We start from the raw sequence: 17,324 nt of genomic DNA, 5'->3' as shown, positions 1-17,324 counted from the left end.
TTACCGAGCCATGTCAGTCGCAGAGCTGAGTGTGGAGGGTTCTTGTTGCCCACTGCACCCAGTTGCCGTGGGGCCAGTTGCGGTCGCGGACGAAGAGTAGGTAGAGCTCCGGGCTGAGGATCCCGTACAGCACGTCGGCCGCCTCGTCGGCGGTCAGGCCTTTGCGGGCGTCTGGTTTGGCGACGAGTGCATCGGCGGCTGCGCGTTGGACGACGTACCGCATGTCCTCGTCCTGCGGCCAGAGGGTGGCGACCTCTGGGTCGTTGGCGACGGCGGCCTCCAGGACCCGCATGATCGGCGCGACCCTGGCCAGTACGGCGCTCGACCCGGGGACATAGGCGGTCAGCATCTCCCCGGCTGTGGGTGCGGCCACGGCCTCGGTGAACCACGGGCGGTCCATCGTGGCGACCGGCTCCGTGTCGCCGGCGATGGTGACGTCGACGAGTTCCTTGAGCAACGCGCGTTTGTTGCCGAAGACGAAGTAGATCGTCTGTACGGCGACACCGGCCCGATCGGCCACGTCCTGCAGGTTGGTCGCGCCGTACCCGGCCTCGACGAACAGGTCTGTCGCGGCCTGGACGATCCGACGCCGGGTCTCCTGTGCCTTCTCCGCGCGCTTGTTGGGTCGCTTGACAACGGTCATGACTAGAGCCTATCTCTAGATTCATTCGCTATAAGTCAACTCTAGAGAAAGGCGCTAGTCATGTCGCTGATCGCAGTCACCCGCTTCGAGGCCGTGGACCCCGTCGAGGCGACCGAGGTCCGGGATCGTCACACCGCACTGGTCGAGGCCGTCCGGGCCGCGACACCTGGCCTGACCGAGGCACGCCTCGGCCGGCTGGCGGACGGCCAGTGGGTCGGTGTGTGGCGCTGGGACTCCCCGGCCACGCTGAAGTCCGTCCGCGAGCTGGCACCGAACCTGCCGGAGGTGAAAGCCGCCTTCGCACTCGTCCGGGAAGGCACCGCCGCGGTCGACGAGATCGAGGTCGTCGACGAACTCTGACGCACGGGTCGTCCCCGCAGCCACCTTCGGGGCGGGGACGACCCGGTCGGCTCGGCGGAGGTGTCAGTCGACCTGGGCGAGGCGGCCGGTGTCCACGTCGTACATGAAGCCGCCGACCAGGATGTCGTCGCCGATCAGCGGGTGGTCGCGGACGGCGGCGACGTCGTGCCGGAGCGCTTCGAGCTGGTCGGGGATGACGTGGATCGGCAGGTAACCGGCCGGTTTCCCCGCCGCGGCCGCGACCTTGGCGCGCAGCTCATCCTCGGACATCGCGGCCATCGCGCAGCGGGTGTGCGGAATGATCATGATCCGGCGGACGCCGAGCAGTTGAACCCCGAGCACCAGCCCGGTCATCGTCACCTCGGTGACCCGGCTGCCCGCGCTCCGCAGGACTTTCGCGTCACCCGGCTTGAGCCCGAGCATCTCCAGCGGCGGGATGCGCGAGTCCATACAGGTGACGACACCGACGCCGGCGTGCGCGATCCCGTCGAATCCGCCGTACGCGAAGTCGGCGGCGTAGTCGGCGTTGGCGGCGAGCAGGTCCTCGAATCCAGTGGTCATCGGACATCACCCGGCACAGGTGTTCCGGCATGCAGGATCGACATGGCGAACGGCTCCTTTCCACAGGATTCCGGACGGGGTGGATCGGCGGGTGCGCTGGTGACCGGTACGTTCCAGCACCGGCCGTCGCGGTGTGCGACGGTCACGGTGCCAAGGTCTTCGCCCACGACTCTGAGGGCATCCAGCGCGAGCTCACCGATGAGCTGACGTACGGCGATCTCCGCGGCCTGACCGCGTTTGGTCCAGGTCGACCGGCCGCGCAGCCCGGTCAGCACTGTCTCACCACGAGCACCGGCCTCGAGCACCGCGACCGCGGTCTTGACCGAGAGCTGACCGTGCATCGTGCCGGCGGGCAGCAGTGTCGCGGTCGGCGCGAACCGGTGCCCGCCGAGGTGGTTCGCCTCCCAGACCCGGCCTGGCGCGACCGCCGAGAGCGCGGCGACGAGCGGCCGCCCGAGGAGCGCGCAGCACTCGTCGCGCTTCCCGTTCGTGCACACCAGCATGACCGGCTCGTCCACGGCACTCAGCGCGGACAGCGAATCGACCACGGCGTCTCGATCACCTCGGCCGACCGCTTCGAGATCGAGGTCGTTGAGCTCCAGCGGGTCGGCGACCACACCACCGAGCAGCCAGGTCCGGCCCGGCGCGGTCGAGGCGACGTACACCTGGTGGGACCGTTCGACCGCGTCCGGATGCCGGCCGGGGGAGCGGATCAGCCCGAACCGGACGTCCGCCTTCTTGCACGCCTCGTCGATGGCGCCGCCGAAGTCCGGATCGAGATGACTCTGTGTCGGCGCCTTGGCGCCCCACGGTCCGGATTGCTCGACCAGGACCCAGCCGTCGGCGACGACCGCCGTACCGGCGAGCGGCTCGCGCAGCTCGCGGCAGAAGGTCGAGCACAGGCCTGGCCGGCCGGGCGCGTCGAGTCGTGCGGTCACGGCATCACGGTACGACAGCCGGGACCGGCATCCGGCACGGTGACCATCATCTGTGCACAACGCCACGTCGGCCGAGCAGCAGGACGGCCAGGACGGCGGCCAGAAACGCGCAGCCGGCCGCCCCGGCGAAGATCGCGTGAACTTGTGAAATGGCCGCGTCGCGGAGCGCGTCGACGAACGGCCGGCACGAACCCGGCGCGGACGGGCACAACTCGTTCGGTGACGGGATGTCCTCGACGATCGCGAAGTACCGCCGCAGGCCGATCGCGGTGAGCGCCGACACGCCGACGAGCATGCCGACCATCCGGGCGACCACGACCAACGCGCTGACCAGGCCGTGGCTGTCCGGGGGAGTGGCACCGAGCATGGCCGTGTTCACCGGCGACAACGCCAGGCCGAACCCGAACCCGCACAGCAGCAGTACGACGGTCGCCGGCCAGTGATCGAGCGCGTCCCGCCCCCAGAATGTCATCACCACGAACATCACCCCGGCCAGCGCGAGCCCGGCCCCGGTGATGAGCCCGAGCCCGTAGCGCCGGGTCAGCCAGCCGCCGACGACCGCACCGACCGGCAACGCGATCAGGAACCGCAGCAACACCAGCGCTGCCGCCAACTGCCCGCCGCCCTGGGTGGTCCGCGCGAACACCGGTACGTCGACCAGCGCCGCGATGAGCGCGCAGCCGACAAGGAAGCTGACCACCAGCGATCCCCAGGCCGGCCGTGCGCCGAGTAAACCGTGCGGCACGATCGCCCGCGACGTACGCCGCTGCCAGATCGCGAAGGCCACGGCGAACACCGCCGCTCCGACCAGCAACCACGGCCCGGCCGGCGCCATCAACTCCCGCTCGGGATCCGCGGTGGCGAACGCGAGCACCACCCCGGCAAGGGCGACCCCGAGTAGTACAGCGCCGAAGACGTCGACCTGACCAACCAGCTCGCGCAGGCGGCTCTTCCGCAGCAGGAGTGCGATCCAGAGCAGCAGCAGGAAAGCGGTGACGACGCCGATCGGTGTCAGCAGGCGCGAATCGCCGGAGAACGGTATGAAGGGAATGCCCAGCGTGACACCGTTCGCCAGCCGTTCGGGTGCGGTGAGAGTGAGGCCGAGAGCCACGCAGGCGATGAAGCCGACCGCGGCTGAGAGCGGGGGTGGGCGTAGACCGCGCAGCAGCACCGCGAGCACGAGTGCGACGACGAGATTCAGCCAGAAGATGTACCGCCAGTCGGCCACCGCCAGCACAAGCGCACCCAGCAACGGGCCCAGCACCGACCCGAGCTCCTGGACGGCACCCACCACACCGAGAGGTAGTCCACGCCGGCCGGCCGGCCACAGGTCGGCGACCAGTGCCAACGTGGCCGGCACCAGCCCACCACCGCCGACGCCTTGGAGGAACCGACCGGTCACCACCAGGGACAGGTCATACGCCCCGGCCGTGATCAGCGACCCCACCGCGAACAACACCAGCGCCCCGATCAGGACTGGCGTACGCCCGACGACATCGGCGATCCGCCCGATCAGCGGCAGTACGGCGATGTAGCCGAGCAGGAACCCGGAGATGATCGGCGCCGCCCGCTGCAACTCGTCCGCGGACAGCCCGACGCCGGCCATCATGTCCGGCAACGCCAGGACGACGACATAGGTGTCCGCGGCCGCGAACGCCACCGCGATCGAGGCGAGCGTGAGTCGGACCCGAGGACTGCTCACCGGCGAGGGGGCGGCCGCACCGGACCGCTGGCTGACAGTCGGCTCCTCGCTCACGGCTTGGTGATCTCGACCTGTTCGCCGTACCTGTCCAGGGTCACGTCGTAGCTGCTGGTGGCGCCGTCGTAGAACGGGCCGGTGATCGTTGCCGACACCAACTGCTTGGCGTCCTTGTCGATCTTGAACGTGCTCGGGAAGTCCTGGTCGGCCGGCGCTTTCGGGAAGATGCCCTGCAGCGACTTGCCCTGGACCGCGCCGGTGATCTCGGTCAGCACCTTCGCGCCGTCTCGGGTCTCGCCCTTGATCTTCGGGTCCTTCAGCGTCGGCAGCACCGAGGTCAGGCCCTTGTTCGGGTCCAGCAGGATCGCCGGGTCCGGCGCGCCGAGCGCGGTCAACTGCTCGGGCGGCAGCTCGGCGAACTTCGTCGTGAACGGCAGCTTGACGTAGACCTTGCTGCTAACCGCGACCACCTCGGCGTCGACCGGCGAGCCGGCCATCCGTACGGTCAGCTTGCCCTTGAACGCCGGCGCGTGCGTCGCCACACCGTCACCGCTGTTGAGGGTCTGCGCGTTCTCCGGAAGGTCGCGGCCGGTCAGCACGATGTGCACGCTGGCCGCTTCGTCGATGGTCTTCTTGGCAGCCGTCAGCAGCGCGACCGGATCGTCGGCGGACCGGCCGTCGCCGCCGTCGGCGTCCTTCTTGTCGTCGCTGCAGCCCGCCAGCGCCAGTACCAGCACCGCGCCCAGCGCGAGCAGTCTCTTCATGCCGTCAGCCTGCCATGTAACTGACACTGTCCGGAGCGCAGGCGGCAATAGGTTGCGCAACCGGTACGCCGGAGCCGTCGCGCCGCGGGTCGATCGGCGGCAGCTCCACCGGCGCACCGCTGTTCGCGCTCGCCCGGACCGGCGCCGCACCGACGAACCCGAGCAGCAGCCCGTCCTCGCCCTTGAGCAGCCGCTGGCAGCGCACACCGCCGGTGCCGCGGCCCTTGCCCGGGTACTCGCTGAACGGCGTCACCTTCACCGCGCCGACCTCGGTCCCCGGCAGCGCCGACGACGAGCCCGCGATGGTGACGACCTGCGCCTCCCGGCTGCTGTCGACGGCACCGAAGAAGACGACCTTCGCGTCCTTGCCCAGCCGGACACCGGCCATACCGCCCGCCGTCCGGCCCTGTGGACGCACCGCCGAGGCAGGGAAGTGCAGCAGTTGGGCGTCGGACGTGATGAAGCACAGCTCCTCGTCGCCGGTGGTCAGCTCAACCGCGCCGACGACCTCGTCGCCGTCGTTGAGCCGGATGATCTCCCACGCGTCCCGGTTGCTCAGGTGGTCGGGCACGACCCGCTTCACCACGCCACCCGCCGTACCCAGCGCGACACCGATCGAGTCGGGATCCATCGTGGTCAGCGCGAGCGCCCGCTCACCGGGCTCGAGCGACACGAACTCCGCCACCGGCGCGCCACCCTGCAGGTTCGGCGCGTTGGCGGTCGTCGGTACGGCGGGGAGGTCGAGCGACTCGAGCCGGATCAGCCGGCCGGCGCTGGTGAGCAGTCCGTACTGACCGCGGGCCGTGCTCTTCACCGCGGACACGATCGCGTCGTGCTTGGCCCGGGTGTCGCCGGTGCCGAACGGCTCGACCCCGTTCGTCCGGGCGAGCAGGCCGGTCGAGCTCATCAGCACCCAGCACGGGTCGTCGGTCACCTCGAGTGGCACGGCCGCGGTCTTGGTTGCGCCGGACGACTCCAGCAGCACGGTCCGGCGCGGCGTTCCGTAGGTCTTGGCGACCTCGGCCAGCTCGTCCGACACCGTCTTCTTCAGCAGGTTCTCGTCCTCGAGGATGGCGGTCAGCCGCTCGATCTCGCGCTCCAGCTCGCCCTTCTCGGTCTCCAGCTCGAGCTTGGAGTACTTGGTCAGGCGGCGCAGCGGCATGTCGAGGATGTAGTTGGCCTGCACCTCGGACAGGTCGTAGATCTCGATCAGCCGGCCACGGGCCTCACCCGCGTCGTCGCTGCCGCGAATGATCTGGATGACCTCGTCGATGTCGAGGATCGCGATCAGCAGGCCGTCGACGATGTGCAGCCGGTCCTGCGCCTTCTTCCGGCGGAACTCGCTGCGCCGGCGGACCACGTCGTACCGGTGCTCCAGGTAGACCTCGAGCAGTTCCTTCAGGCCGAGGGTGCGCGGCTGGCCGTCGACCAGGCAGACCGCGTTGACGTGGAAGGCGTCCTCGAGCGGGGTCAGCTTGTAGAGCTGCTCCAGCAGCGCCTCGGGGACGAAGCCGTTCTTGACCTCGATCACCAGCTGGGTGCCGTGGGTCCGGTCGGTCAGGTCCTTGACGTCTGCGATGCCCTGCAGCTTCTTCGCCTGGACCAGGGTCTTGATCTTCTCGATCACCTTCTCCGGGCCGACCGAGTACGGCAGCTCGGTGACCACGATGCCCTTGCGCCGCGGGGTGACGTTCTCGATCCGGGCGGTGGCGCGCATCTTGAAGCTGCCCCGGCCGGTGGCGTAGGCGTCCTTGATCCCTTCCAGGCCGACGATCTTGCCGCCGGTCGGCAGGTCCGGGCCGGGGACGAACCGCATCAGGTCGTCGAGGTCCGCGCCCGGGGTCTTGATCAGGTGGCGCAGCGCCTGGATCACCTCGACCAGGTTGTGCGGCGCCATGTTGGTCGCCATCCCGACCGCGATCCCGGCGGCGCCGTTGACCAGCAGGTTCGGGAACGCGGCCGGCAGCACCGACGGCTCCTGCTCCTGGCCGTCGTAGTTCGGCCGGAAGTCGACCACATTCTCGTCCAGGCCGTTGGTCATCGCCATCGCGGGCGGGGCCATCCGGCACTCGGTGTTGTGATTGACGAACCCGCCGGCGAGGAACGAGTGATCGGCGCTGTCGACCCGTATTGAATAGACCTCCTCGGGCGCACAGTCCTCGACCGCGGCTACCTCGACGAAGCGATAGCCCGAGTCCATGATCGGCGCGACCACACCCAGGATCTCAGGATCCTTGAACTTGGTGACGAGCAGGCTTCGATCGTTCTGCCAGCGCTCGATCCGATCGAAATTGTGGTTGAGCAGCCAACTCTTGCCCGTGCCTCTGCCCGGGCCGAGTGCTTCGCGCACAAAATCCGCCACGTACGGCGCGTGGTCCCGGGTCAAGCGATGCGTGTAGCGAGGAGCCTTCCGCAGCAGCGACCGGAGCTTGTGACGCTTAGCTGCGAGGAATCCGATCCGCTCGCCGAAAGCATGGATGTTGTGCTGCCCCGAAATGACCAGGCGATATTCACCGCGGCTGTAATGGGTGAGGTTGCTGTGCACGCCGAACTCGAGCAGGAGTTCCTGCAATTCGGCTGCCAGGACCTGGCTGTACGTCGAATACTGGATGGTCATCGACGCGTCGTTGGCGCGGCGGATTCCACCATCGCCTTCGTACAGCGCCATTAGAAACGCACGCTTCAGACCAACGGTGCCCGTCCACACGGCTTCTGGGATGTGCTTGTCGGCCGCTTTGAAGCCGATCAGGTCCGCCAGGGGGCTCTCGCGGAACGCGCTCAGGTTCTGGATGTCGAGCTCATGAATCGTCTGTTGCGATCGGCGAGCCTTCCTGGAGTACACGTACCGCGGACCGCCGACGACGGCGTCGTACGCCGTGAGAACGTACTGGAAGTAGTCTTCGTCGGTGTTGTTGAAGCCCGCTCGTTCGGCCGAGGCGAATCCTTCGGAGACCCAGGCGCCGAAGAGGGTGCCCAGCATCATCTCGTGGGCCATCGGAACATCTGTGGTCCACGCGTTGCGCGCTAGGCAGACGACCGTGCCGGGCGTCACCTCGTCCAGACGCAGCCACTGGAACATCGGTACGCCGGCGACCGGCACGAGGCACAACACTGGATGGTTGTGGCTGCCGCGCAACGCGTGGCCGCTCTTCGTCACCAGCTTCTTCACAGGGTGGACCCCGGAGTTGAAGAGCTTGGTGGCGCGAACTGGCTTGCCGTCCTTGTCGAGCACCTCCAGGTCCGTGTCGGCCTCGGAGTTCGCCGGTAGGTCCACGAGGTCGGCGATCTTGATGGAACGGCCGTCCGCGAGCCGTACCCGGGTGTCGCCCGTCAGGCAGTACCGCATCGCGGCCGGGCCGTCGTCGAGGGAGCCGAAGTTCCCGTGGCCGTCGATCAGCGGAACCCGCATCGACCACGGCTGCGCGGTCCGGACCAGGGCGTCATAGATCGCGCCGTCTCCGTGCGGGTGGTACTTACCCATCACCTCACCGACGACGCGGGCCGACTTCACGTGACCGCGGTCGGGGCGGATGTTGTTCTCCGCCATCGAGAACAGGATCCGCCGCTGGACCGGTTTCAGCCCGTCCCGCGCGTCCGGCAGGGCCCGGGAGTAGATCACCGAGTAGGCGTACTCCAGGTAGCTGGTGCGCATCTCGTCGGAGACGTCGACGTCGAGGATGTGCTCCTCGAAGTCCTCGGGCTCGGCGGTTTTGCTGGTACGGCGTGCCATGCGGGTCTACGAACTCCTCGATCAAACCGGTACGACGCCGCGACGGTCCGGCGCCGTGCCCATTGTCCCTGGTCAACGGCCATTTGCCCGGCCGCGACCCGCCATCCGTGCCGAACCGTCGCCGCAACCGGTCTAGTCCACCGCTGCGGACGGCTGCGACCGGCGCAGGATGTACGTCGTCGGGGCCAGAGCGGACCCTACCGCCAGCGTCAGACAGATTCCTCCGATACCCAGCAGCACACCCCACGGCACGGTCACGGGCACGTCTGTCAGCCCCTCGTTCATGGCCCGCCGGATCAGGACCCCGACCGTGACCATGATCGCCGTACCGAGGCTGAGCGCGACCGCGCCGACCAGGGACGCCTCCCACAGCACCATCCGGCGGATCTGCGCCGGGGTGGCGCCGAGCAGCCGCGAAGTGATGAACTCGCGCCGGCGCTGCAGACTGCCCATCAGCAGGGTGTTGGCGATCGCGATCGCGCTGTAGAGCGCAGCCGGCCCGAGCAGCAGGATCAGACCGAGCCGGTTGCCCTCCCGGACCCCCACGGCCTGCTCCGCTTCCCACTCGGCCGCCGGTACGGCGTTCGGCAGCCTGGTCACCAAGGTGGCAGGGTCGACCCCATCGGCGGGCAGGACGAACTGGCGGTCCGGCTGTGCCGTCGGAGCGTGCTTGCGGGCCAGGTCGAGCGGGATGAGGAACGACGGGTTCACGCCGAAAGCGTCCTTGACGATCGCGACGACCTTCAGCTTGACCGCGGTCCGGTCCAGGAACGTCACCGGGATCTCGTCGCCGACCCGGTAGCCCTCGAACCCCGACATCTCCTTGCCGATGGCAACAGTGTTGCCGGAGAGCCCGCCGATGTCGCCGGAGAGCGCGGTCAGGTCGCGGGTCCGGGCGGCGATCGCCGGATCGATGCCCTCGGCGTCCTCGAGTTCCGCGTAGTCCGGGGCGATCCGCACCAGCTGGAGCGGCAGTCCGGCATCGACCGCGCCGACGCCTGGCACTGAATCGACGTCCGCGGGGCCGGTGACCACGATCGGGGCGCGGACGGTGTCACGAATGGCGGCCTCGGCGCTGTCGGCGGCGAAGCTGAGGCTGAGCACCATGGACCCGGCGATCGCCGAGATCGCCAGGATCGGGGCCGCGAGTGACGCGCTGCGGCGGGGAGCGGCGACGACGTTGCTGCGCGCGAGCAGGCCCGACACCTGGGTCCACGCGGTCAGCGGTACCGCCCACAGCCGGGCGATCCACGGCACGACCAGCGGCGCGAGCAGGGTCAGCGCGATCACGAGCAACATCGGCGTGAACATAGCCAGCGGCATCACGCCCTCGCCGGTCGACGGCCGGATCAGCGCCAATAGAGTGATGGACCCGGCCAGGAAGAGCAACCCGAAGGCGATGCGCACCGGACCGATCCGCGGCGGCTCCAAGGCGGCCTCCCGCAGCGCGTCGATCGGCCCCACCCGCCCGGCACGACGCGCCGCGGACCTGGCCCCGAGCATCGCCACGATCAACCCGGCACCGACCGCGATCGCCAACGGCACCCAGGGCGAGGCGGGCTCGAGTTTGACCGGCGCGAGATCGGTGTACGACGCCTTGCTCAGCAGCAGCGGAGTCGTCAACTGGGCGAGCGCCGCCCCGGTCAGTGCGGCCGCGAGTGCGACGACGAACGCTTCACCGAGGACCATCCGCCGAACCTGCGAGGGCGTAGCGCCGATGAGGCGGAGGAGCCCGAGCTCCTGGCGCCGCGATGCGACTGCGAAGGCGAAGGTGCTGGCGATGACGAAGATCGTGATGAACGCGCTGATCGTGCCGACCAGACTGAGGACAACTTGCAGGCCGGACGCGTCCGCACCGGACAGTGGTATGCGGACCTGCGTCGGTGCGGTGTCGTCGCCGCCGAGCGTCATGACGGTCATGCTCTCGGCGAGCGGCCCGCGGTAGGCGATGGTGGCGGCCGTGGCGGTGGCTGCGAGGCCGAGCAGGAACACGCCGACCGCCAGCGCGATGAACGAACCGGCGTACAACGAACGGTTGCGGCCGACCGTCTGGCGGCTGAGGTAGAACATCATCGCTCCAGCGAACTCATGGCCGCGGCGATCTGGGCCGGCGTACCGCGGTCGATGTGTCCCGCGATCAGACCGTCGGAGAGGAACAGCACACGCTCGGCGTACGCGGCCGCGACCGGGTCGTGGGTGACCATCACCACGGTCTGCCCGGACCGCTCGGTTGCCTCACGCAACAGACTCAGGATCTGCCTGCTGGTCGAGCTGTCCAGCGCGCCGGTCGGCTCGTCGGCGAAGAACACCGATGGCTTGGTGATCAACGCCCGCGCGATCGCGACCCGCTGCTGCTGTCCACCGGACAACTCCGCGGGCCGCCGCTTGGCCTTGCCCTCCAGCCCGACCTGCTCGAGCACCCGGTGTATGTCGCTGCGGCTCGGACGACGACCGGTCAGCCGTAGGGGAAGTGCGACGTTGTCGTAGACCGTGAGCGACGGCAGCAGGTTGTAGGCCTGGAAGACAAAGCCCATCTCCTTGCGGCGCAGCTTGGTGAGTGCGACCTCGTTGAGGCCGCGCAGTTCCACTCCGCCGAGTACGACGGTCCCGCCGGTGGGCTGGTCGAGTCCGGCCGCGCACTGCAGCAGCGTGGACTTGCCGGACCCGGACGGGCCCATCACGGCCGTGAACGAGCCTCGGAGGAAGTGGTACGTCACGCCTCGCAGCGCGTCGACCGCACCGGCCTTGGACCGGTAGGTCTTGGTGATGCCGTCCAGCAGCAGGGCCGGCGGTTCGGTGGGTACGACGCTCGGGTACGTCGGCCCGGAATTCGTCACGGTAGCGGTCATGGAACCAGCCAACCGTCCAGCGCGGGTTCGCACCCTGGCCCAAACACGAGACCTGAAGTAGCGCACACGCTACCGTCCAACGGTCCGTCGCAGACCTAGGGTTGACGCCGTGGCGAGACCAATGACGACCTGGGGGGCGATGGCGTCGCCGCGCTATCTGGTGTCGTCGTGGCCTTGGCGTAGCTACGCGTACCTGTTCACGTCGGTGCCGGTCGGTGCGGTGACCATAGCGGTGCTCGGCGGGATCGCGGCGGTCAGTGCGCTGCTGAGCCCTATCCTGATCGGGATCCTGCTGATCGCCATGTTCCCGCTGATCGGGGTGGTGATCGGCCGGGTCGAACGGTGGCGGGCCCGGCTGGTGCTGATCGACGGGATCAGCAGTCCGCACGCGACCATTCCGGAGTCGTTGTCACTGCGGGAGAAGCTGAAGTTCCGCCGCCGGGAGCAGGCGTCGCTGCGGGCGCTCGGGTACGGGTTCGTGCTGGGTGTGTTCGTCTGGCCGCTCAGCGCCCTGGTCGCCGGCGTGAGCGCGACCATCCTCGGCATCACACTCGCGGCGCCGGTGATCGCCGACGGCGACCAGATGGGGATGGGGCCGTGGATCCTGGACAGCGCGCAGGAGGGCTTCATCTTCCTGCTCTGCTTCGGCCCGGTCTTCTACGTCCTGAGCTCCTACCTGCTGGGCGTCTTCGCCGGTGCCGAGGCCGCGCTCGCGAAGGTGATGCTCGGGCCTCGGCAGGACGAGCTGCAGCGGAACCTGGCCGAGTTGCGCCGGTCCCGGCTCGACCTGGTGGATGCGTTCGAGACCGAGCGGGCGCGGATCGAGCGGCATCTGCACGACGGCGTACAGCAGCGGCTGGTCGGGCTGACCATGACGCTGGGGTTGGCCGAGCTGGATCTGCCCGAGGGTGAAGGCAAGCGGCTGGTCGTGAAGGCGCACACGGAGGCGGAGGCGGCGCTGGCCGACCTGCGGGAGGCGGTCCGGGGGATCCATCCGCGGGTGCTGGTCGACCATGGACTCGAGGCCGCCGTACTGGAGGTTGCGGACCGGAGTCCGCTGCCGGTGAATGTTCAGCTGACGCTGCCGTCGCGACTGCCGCCGCCGATCGAGGCCGCGGCGTACTTCGTCGTCAGCGAGGCGCTGGCCAATGTCGCAAAGCACGCCTGGGCGTCCAGTTGCGACGTGACTGGGTGGGTCGAGCGCGATCGGCTGGTCATCATGATCACCGACGACGGCGTCGGCGGTGCCCGGACCGGCGCCGGCACCGGACTGATCGGGCTGGTGACCCGGTTGGACGCGTTGGGAGGCACACTCGACATCGACAGCCCACCCGGTGGGCCGACTCGATTGAGGATGGAGTGCCCGTGCCGACTCGGCGACTGAGCATCGTGCTGGCCGAAGACTCGCTGCTGTTGCGGGAGGGACTGGCCAGCATCCTGGACCGCGCCGGCCACGAGGTACGAGACGCTGTCGGCGATGCGGACACGCTGCTGGCCGTCGTACGCAAGGCACCGCCGGATGTCGTCATCACCGACGTACGGATGCCACCCGGTCACAGTGACGAGGGACTGCGGGCGGCGGCCGCGATCCGGGCCGAGCTCCCGTCGATCGGGATCCTGGTGTTGTCCCAGTACGTAGCCGACGCGTATCTGTCGTCGTTGCTCGAGACAACGACCGGTGGAATCGGGTACCTGCTGAAGGACCGGGTCGGGCACGTTGCGGAGTTCCTCGAGTCCTTGGACCGGGTCGCCGACGGCGGAACCGTCGTGGACCCGGAGGTGGTCCGGCAGTTGCTGGCGCGGCGGCGGAACGACGGGCCGCTGTCGGCGCTCACGCCGCGCGAGCTCGAGGTGCTCGCGCTGATGGCGGAGGGGCGGGTGAACGCGTCGATCGCGGAGCAGCTGGTCGTGAGTGAGGCCGCCGTACGCAAGCACGTCGGCAACATCTTCGCGAAGCTACAGTTGAACGACGGTCTGGATCGTCGCGTGTCCGCCGTCCTCACCTACTTGCGGGGCTGACACTCTCAGCAACCGCAGCGGTGGTGAGCAGTTGAGCGGCGAGGGAGGATCTCTGTATGGACAGTGACATCCGCAAGATCCTCGCGGACTGCGAGACGTGGGCCGTGGTCGGGCTGTCGAACAACACCAGCCGGGCGGCGTACGGCGTGGCGCGCTTCCTGCAGGGGCATGGCAAGCGGATCGTGCCGGTGCATCCGTCGGCGGAGACGGTGCACGGCGAGCAGGGCTATGCGATGCTCGCGGACATCCCGTTCCCGGTGGACTGCGTCGACGTGTTCGTCCGGTCGGAGCTGGCCGGCGACATCGCGGACCAGGCGGTGGGAATCAACGCGAAGGCGGTGTGGTTCCAGCTGGGTGTAGTGGATCCGGATGCCTACACGCGTACGACGGCCGCGGGGCTGACCATGGTGATGAACCGCTGCCCGGCGATCGAGTGGGGGCGCCTGGGTCCTAGTCACTGACGAAGGGCTCAGATGATCATCATCGACACCTCCACCGGCTTCGGCAAGCGGATCGCGCGGCAACTGGACGACGAGCGGGTGCTCTGGCTGACCACCGTCAGCAAGTCCGGAACGCCGGTGCCGACTCCGGTCTGGTTCCTCTGGTACGACGACCAGCTGCTGATCTCCAGTCAGCCGGACAAGGCCAAACTGCGCAACATCGCGGCCAACCCCCGGGTATCGCTCAACTTCAACGCCACCCACGGCGGCGGCGACGTCGGCGTCATCTCCGGTACGGCGGTGATCGAGGACACCCCGCTCACCGGTGATGCGCTGGCGGCGTACAACAACAAGTACGGCGACGACATCGCCCACCTGGGGATGACGAACGAACAGTTCCACGCCGACTACTCAGTCGTCATCCGCGTCACGCCCGACAAACTCCGCGGCTTCTGACCCCCCGACGTTCGAGGGGATCTCCCCTCCACTGCAGCCTTCTCCCCTCGTATACCAGGGGAGAAGGCATCGTTCGAGGTGAGATCCCCTCGAACGCGGTCAGCCCAGGTAGCCCTCGACGGTGCCGGGGGAGCGGGGCTGGGCGTCGTCGGGGTTCTCGCCGAACTCGCGCTTGGCGCGGCGCTGCCGGAGCAGGTCCCAGCACTGGTCGAGCTCGACCTCGAGGGCCTGCAGGCGCTCCCGCTCGTCCCCGTCGGCGATCTGCCCGGAGGCGTGCTTGGTGCGCAGCTCGTGCTCCTCGGCGACCAGCTCGTCGATCCGGCTGAACAGGCTCTTGTCATCACTCATGGGGAAACCGTACGCCCGTCCGGCAGGGACGAGCGGGCCAGCAGCTCGGTGATGGTGAGGATGGCGATGGCCTCGGCCGCGATCAGCCCGATCAGGACCACCAGTTGCAGCGCCGCGGCCTCGGTGGGGGATGCCCCGCCGAGCACCATCCCGACGAAGGCGCCGGGCAGCGAGACGAGCCCGACCGTCCGCGTCTGGTCGAGCGCCGGCAGGAGGGCATCACCCGCGACCGGCCCGACGACCAGCTTGAACGCGTCGGGCGACAGCAGCCCGATCGACAGTCCGGCCTCGAACTCGCCGTACCGGGTGTGGTACTCGCTCAGCACCCGGCGGCCGGCCAGCGTGGTGGCGGTCATGGCGCCGCCGATGATGATGCCCCCCATCGGCAGGATCGTGGCCGGGTTCCGCGGCACCACCCCGGGCAGGATCAGCAGCAGCAGTACGGCGAACGCGCCGCAGCCGATCGCGGTCGCGCAGTAGACCCACTGCCGGGGAATGACGGCCGCGGAGTGGATTCGCCGGGTACTGGTGATGGTCGCGACGACGAACATCACCAGCACGAACGCGATCGCGCCCAGAGTGTGCCGGAGCGCGACACCCACGACGAGACCGACCGCGGTCAGCTGCAGGACGGCGCGCAAGGCCGCCGTGACGACGCCTCTGTCGTGCCGGAGCCCGGCGTATCGCGACGCGCCGACGCCGATCGCGATCAACAGCGGCAGAACGACGACCGCCGCGAGCCCCAGCCCGGTGTCGAAGGACATCCGCCCATTTCAGCATGTAGGCCGACGGTTGCGCGGCTTGACTCACCCCTGCTTGAAGTCGTTCTCGTCATACTCGTGCTGGCCGGGCTTGCCGGTTTCGGCCTTGGTTGCCTCGTCGGCGCGGAGCTCGACGCGGCGGATCTTGCCGGAGATCGTCTTCGGGAGTTCGGCGAACTCGATCCGGCGGATCCGCTTGTACGGCGCCAGGTGCTCGCGGCAGAAGGACAGGATCTCGCCGGCCAGCTCCCGCGACGGCTCATGTCCCGCGGCCAGGACGACGTACGCCTTGGGCACCGCGAGCCGGACCGGATCGGGCGAAGGTACGACGGCTGCCTCCGCGACCGCCGGATGCTCGATCAGCACGGACTCGAGCTCGAACGGCGAGATGCGGTAGTCGCTGGCCTTGAACACGTCGTCGGAGCGGCCGACGTACGTGATGTAGCCGTCCTCGTCCCGGCTGGCGACGTCGCCGGTGTGGTAGTACCCACCGCGCATGACCTCGGCGGTGAGTTCCCGGGCATCGCGGTAGCCGCGCATCAGCGGGACCGGCGCGGGCGCCAGTTCGATGCAGATCTCGCCGTCGTCGCCGATCTCGTCGGTCGAGGGGGCGATCAGCGCGATCGTGTAGCCGGGCAGCGGACGGCCCATCGAGCCGAGTTTGACCGGCTGGCCGGGAGGGTTGCCGATCTGCGCGGTTGTCTCGGTCTGCCCGTAGCCGTCCCGGATGGTGATGCCCCACGCGTTGCGGACCTGCTCGATCACCTCGGGGTTGAGCGGCTCGCCGGCCGAGATGCACTCGCGGATCTGCACCTGCACCGCGGACAGGTCGGCCTGGATGAGCATTCGCCAGACCGTCGGCGGCGCACAGAACGTGGTCACGCCGTACGTCTGCAGGACCTGCAGCATCTTCTCGGCGTCGAAGCGCGTGTAGTTGTACAGGAAGACGGTCGCGCCCGCGTTCCACGGGGCGAAGACGTTGCTCCAGGAGTGCTTGGCCCAGCCGGGGGAGGAGATGTTGAGATGGACGTCGCCGGGCTGGAGGCCGATCCAGTACATGGTCGACAGGTGGCCGACGGGATAGCTGACCTGGGTGTGCTCGACCAGCTTCGGCTGGCTCGTCGTACCGGAAGTGAAGTAGAGCAGCAGCGAGTCGTTCGCCGCCGTGTCCACCTCGGGCATCGGCCCGTCGTACTCGGCCGAGTCGTCGTAGTGCAGCCAGTTGTCCACGGGTTCGCCGACGGCGACCCGGATGCAGTGGTCCGCGATACCGGCGTACCTGCCGGTGTCCGCGCTGCTGGTGACCACGACCCGTACTCCGCCGCGCTCGATCCGGTCCGCGAGGTCGGCATCGGTGAGCAGCGTGGTCGCGGGGATCATCACCGCGCCGGCCCGGATACAGCCGAGCATGGTCTCCCACAGCGGCACGGTGTTGCCGAGCACGATCAGGACCCGGTCACCCGGTTGCAGCCCGGCCTGGGTGAGCCAGCCGGCCACCTGGCGGGACCGCTCGGCCATCTCGGCGTACGTCCGGGAGTTGACCTCGCCGTCCTCCTCGACGATCGTCAGCGCGGCGACCTCGGGCTGCTCGACCGCGAGCGCGTCGAACCAGTCCCGCGCCCAGTTGAACCGGTCGAAGGCCGGCCAGCTGAAGTCCCGGTACGCCGTCTCGTAGTCCTCCCGGTGTGCCACCAGGAAGTCCCGGGCCGCCCGGAACTCCCGCGTCACGTCCGCCGTGCTCTGCTCCGGAGCCATG

Annotated in this window: 15 protein-coding genes and 3 pseudogenes; 5 read left to right on the top strand and 13 right to left on the bottom strand. The window is 68.9% G+C overall.

The window, feature by feature from the left end; translation table 11 throughout:
- Positions 1-13 precede the first annotated feature (13 nt).
- Positions 14-643, bottom strand: coding sequence for a helix-turn-helix domain-containing protein (locus tag AB0F43_RS25360; RefSeq protein ID WP_360481547.1), 630 nt, complete (start codon positions 641-643; stop codon positions 14-16).
- A 60-nt stretch (positions 644-703) separates the two neighbouring features.
- On the opposite strand from AB0F43_RS25360, the gene AB0F43_RS25355 reads away from it, so the two are divergent.
- Positions 704-1,003 (top strand): hypothetical protein, encoded by a 300-nt coding sequence (locus AB0F43_RS25355; protein ID WP_360481544.1) that lies wholly within the window; start codon positions 704-706, stop codon positions 1,001-1,003.
- 63 nt (positions 1,004-1,066) lie between these two features.
- Here AB0F43_RS25355 and AB0F43_RS25350 read toward each other — a convergent pair whose 3' ends face one another.
- The 9 genes and pseudogenes from AB0F43_RS25350 to AB0F43_RS25310 form a co-directional block, all read right to left on the bottom strand.
- Entirely contained in the window at positions 1,067-1,564 is a 498-nt protein-coding gene (locus AB0F43_RS25350; protein WP_360481541.1) for a carbonic anhydrase, read from the bottom strand.
- The gene (locus tag AB0F43_RS25345; RefSeq protein ID WP_360481539.1) at positions 1,561-2,502 is read right to left on the bottom strand and encodes a sucrase ferredoxin; all 942 of its coding nucleotides are present in this window, start codon (positions 2,500-2,502) and stop codon (positions 1,561-1,563) included. Before AB0F43_RS25345 ends, AB0F43_RS25350 begins: the two co-directional genes overlap by 4 nt.
- Before the next feature lie 46 nt (positions 2,503-2,548).
- The gene (locus AB0F43_RS25340) at positions 2,549-4,258 is read right to left on the bottom strand and encodes an MFS transporter (RefSeq protein WP_360481536.1); all 1,710 of its coding nucleotides are present in this window, start codon (positions 4,256-4,258) and stop codon (positions 2,549-2,551) included.
- The gene (locus tag AB0F43_RS25335; protein ID WP_360481533.1) at positions 4,255-4,965 is read right to left on the bottom strand and encodes an LppX_LprAFG lipoprotein; all 711 of its coding nucleotides are present in this window, start codon (positions 4,963-4,965) and stop codon (positions 4,255-4,257) included. Before AB0F43_RS25335 ends, AB0F43_RS25340 begins: the two co-directional genes overlap by 4 nt.
- A gap of 4 nt (positions 4,966-4,969) precedes the next feature.
- Positions 4,970-7,039, bottom strand: a pseudogene (locus tag AB0F43_RS25330) (DNA gyrase subunit A); the annotation flags it as partial.
- 390 nt (positions 7,040-7,429) lie between these two features.
- Positions 7,430-8,044 (bottom strand): annotated as a pseudogene (locus AB0F43_RS25325) (LAGLIDADG family homing endonuclease); the annotation flags it as partial.
- 39 nt (positions 8,045-8,083) lie between these two features.
- Positions 8,084-8,695: pseudogene (locus AB0F43_RS25320) on the bottom strand (DNA gyrase subunit A); the annotation flags it as partial.
- Between the two features lie 132 nt (positions 8,696-8,827).
- Positions 8,828-10,768 (bottom strand): FtsX-like permease family protein, encoded by a 1,941-nt coding sequence (locus tag AB0F43_RS25315; RefSeq protein ID WP_360481530.1) that lies wholly within the window; start codon positions 10,766-10,768, stop codon positions 8,828-8,830.
- Positions 10,765-11,544: an ABC transporter ATP-binding protein gene (locus AB0F43_RS25310; protein WP_360481527.1), complete on the bottom strand. Its 780-nt coding sequence runs from the start codon at positions 11,542-11,544 to the stop codon at positions 10,765-10,767. Before AB0F43_RS25310 ends, AB0F43_RS25315 begins: the two co-directional genes overlap by 4 nt.
- Positions 11,545-11,653: 109 nt before the next feature.
- Here AB0F43_RS25310 and AB0F43_RS25305 point away from each other — a divergent pair, with 109 nt between their 5' ends.
- From AB0F43_RS25305 to AB0F43_RS25290, 4 genes are read left to right on the top strand one after another with little or no spacing between them, the layout of a single operon-like run.
- Positions 11,654-12,928: a sensor domain-containing protein gene (locus AB0F43_RS25305; protein ID WP_360481525.1), complete on the top strand. Its 1,275-nt coding sequence runs from the start codon at positions 11,654-11,656 to the stop codon at positions 12,926-12,928.
- Positions 12,910-13,563 (top strand): response regulator transcription factor, encoded by a 654-nt coding sequence (locus tag AB0F43_RS25300; RefSeq protein ID WP_360481522.1) that lies wholly within the window; start codon positions 12,910-12,912, stop codon positions 13,561-13,563. Before AB0F43_RS25305 ends, AB0F43_RS25300 begins: the two co-directional genes overlap by 19 nt.
- Positions 13,564-13,619: 56 nt before the next feature.
- Positions 13,620-14,024: a CoA-binding protein gene (locus tag AB0F43_RS25295; RefSeq protein ID WP_360481519.1), complete on the top strand. Its 405-nt coding sequence runs from the start codon at positions 13,620-13,622 to the stop codon at positions 14,022-14,024.
- A gap of 12 nt (positions 14,025-14,036) precedes the next feature.
- Complete coding sequence (locus AB0F43_RS25290; protein ID WP_360481516.1) at positions 14,037-14,459, top strand: TIGR03667 family PPOX class F420-dependent oxidoreductase; 423 nt, start codon at positions 14,037-14,039, stop codon at positions 14,457-14,459.
- A 99-nt stretch (positions 14,460-14,558) separates the two neighbouring features.
- Here the strand turns inward: AB0F43_RS25290 and AB0F43_RS25285 are convergent, their stop codons facing one another.
- The 3 genes from AB0F43_RS25285 to AB0F43_RS25275 are packed head-to-tail and all read right to left on the bottom strand — an operon-like array spanning position 14,559 to position 17,323.
- Positions 14,559-14,807, bottom strand: coding sequence for a DUF2630 family protein (locus AB0F43_RS25285; protein ID WP_360481513.1), 249 nt, complete (start codon positions 14,805-14,807; stop codon positions 14,559-14,561).
- Positions 14,804-15,571 (bottom strand): ABC transporter permease, encoded by a 768-nt coding sequence (locus tag AB0F43_RS25280; protein WP_360481510.1) that lies wholly within the window; start codon positions 15,569-15,571, stop codon positions 14,804-14,806. Before AB0F43_RS25280 ends, AB0F43_RS25285 begins: the two co-directional genes overlap by 4 nt.
- Before the next feature lie 42 nt (positions 15,572-15,613).
- Positions 15,614-17,323, bottom strand: coding sequence for an AMP-binding protein (locus AB0F43_RS25275; RefSeq protein ID WP_360481508.1), 1,710 nt, complete (start codon positions 17,321-17,323; stop codon positions 15,614-15,616).
- Between the last annotated feature and the right edge of the window lies 1 nt (position 17,324).

This window comes from Kribbella sp. NPDC023972 (genome assembly GCF_040639075.1).
GTDB lineage: Bacteria > Actinomycetota > Actinomycetes > Propionibacteriales > Kribbellaceae > Kribbella.
The sequence above is the reverse complement of the archived record's forward strand: the minus strand, read 5'-3'. Positions and strand labels throughout refer to the sequence as shown.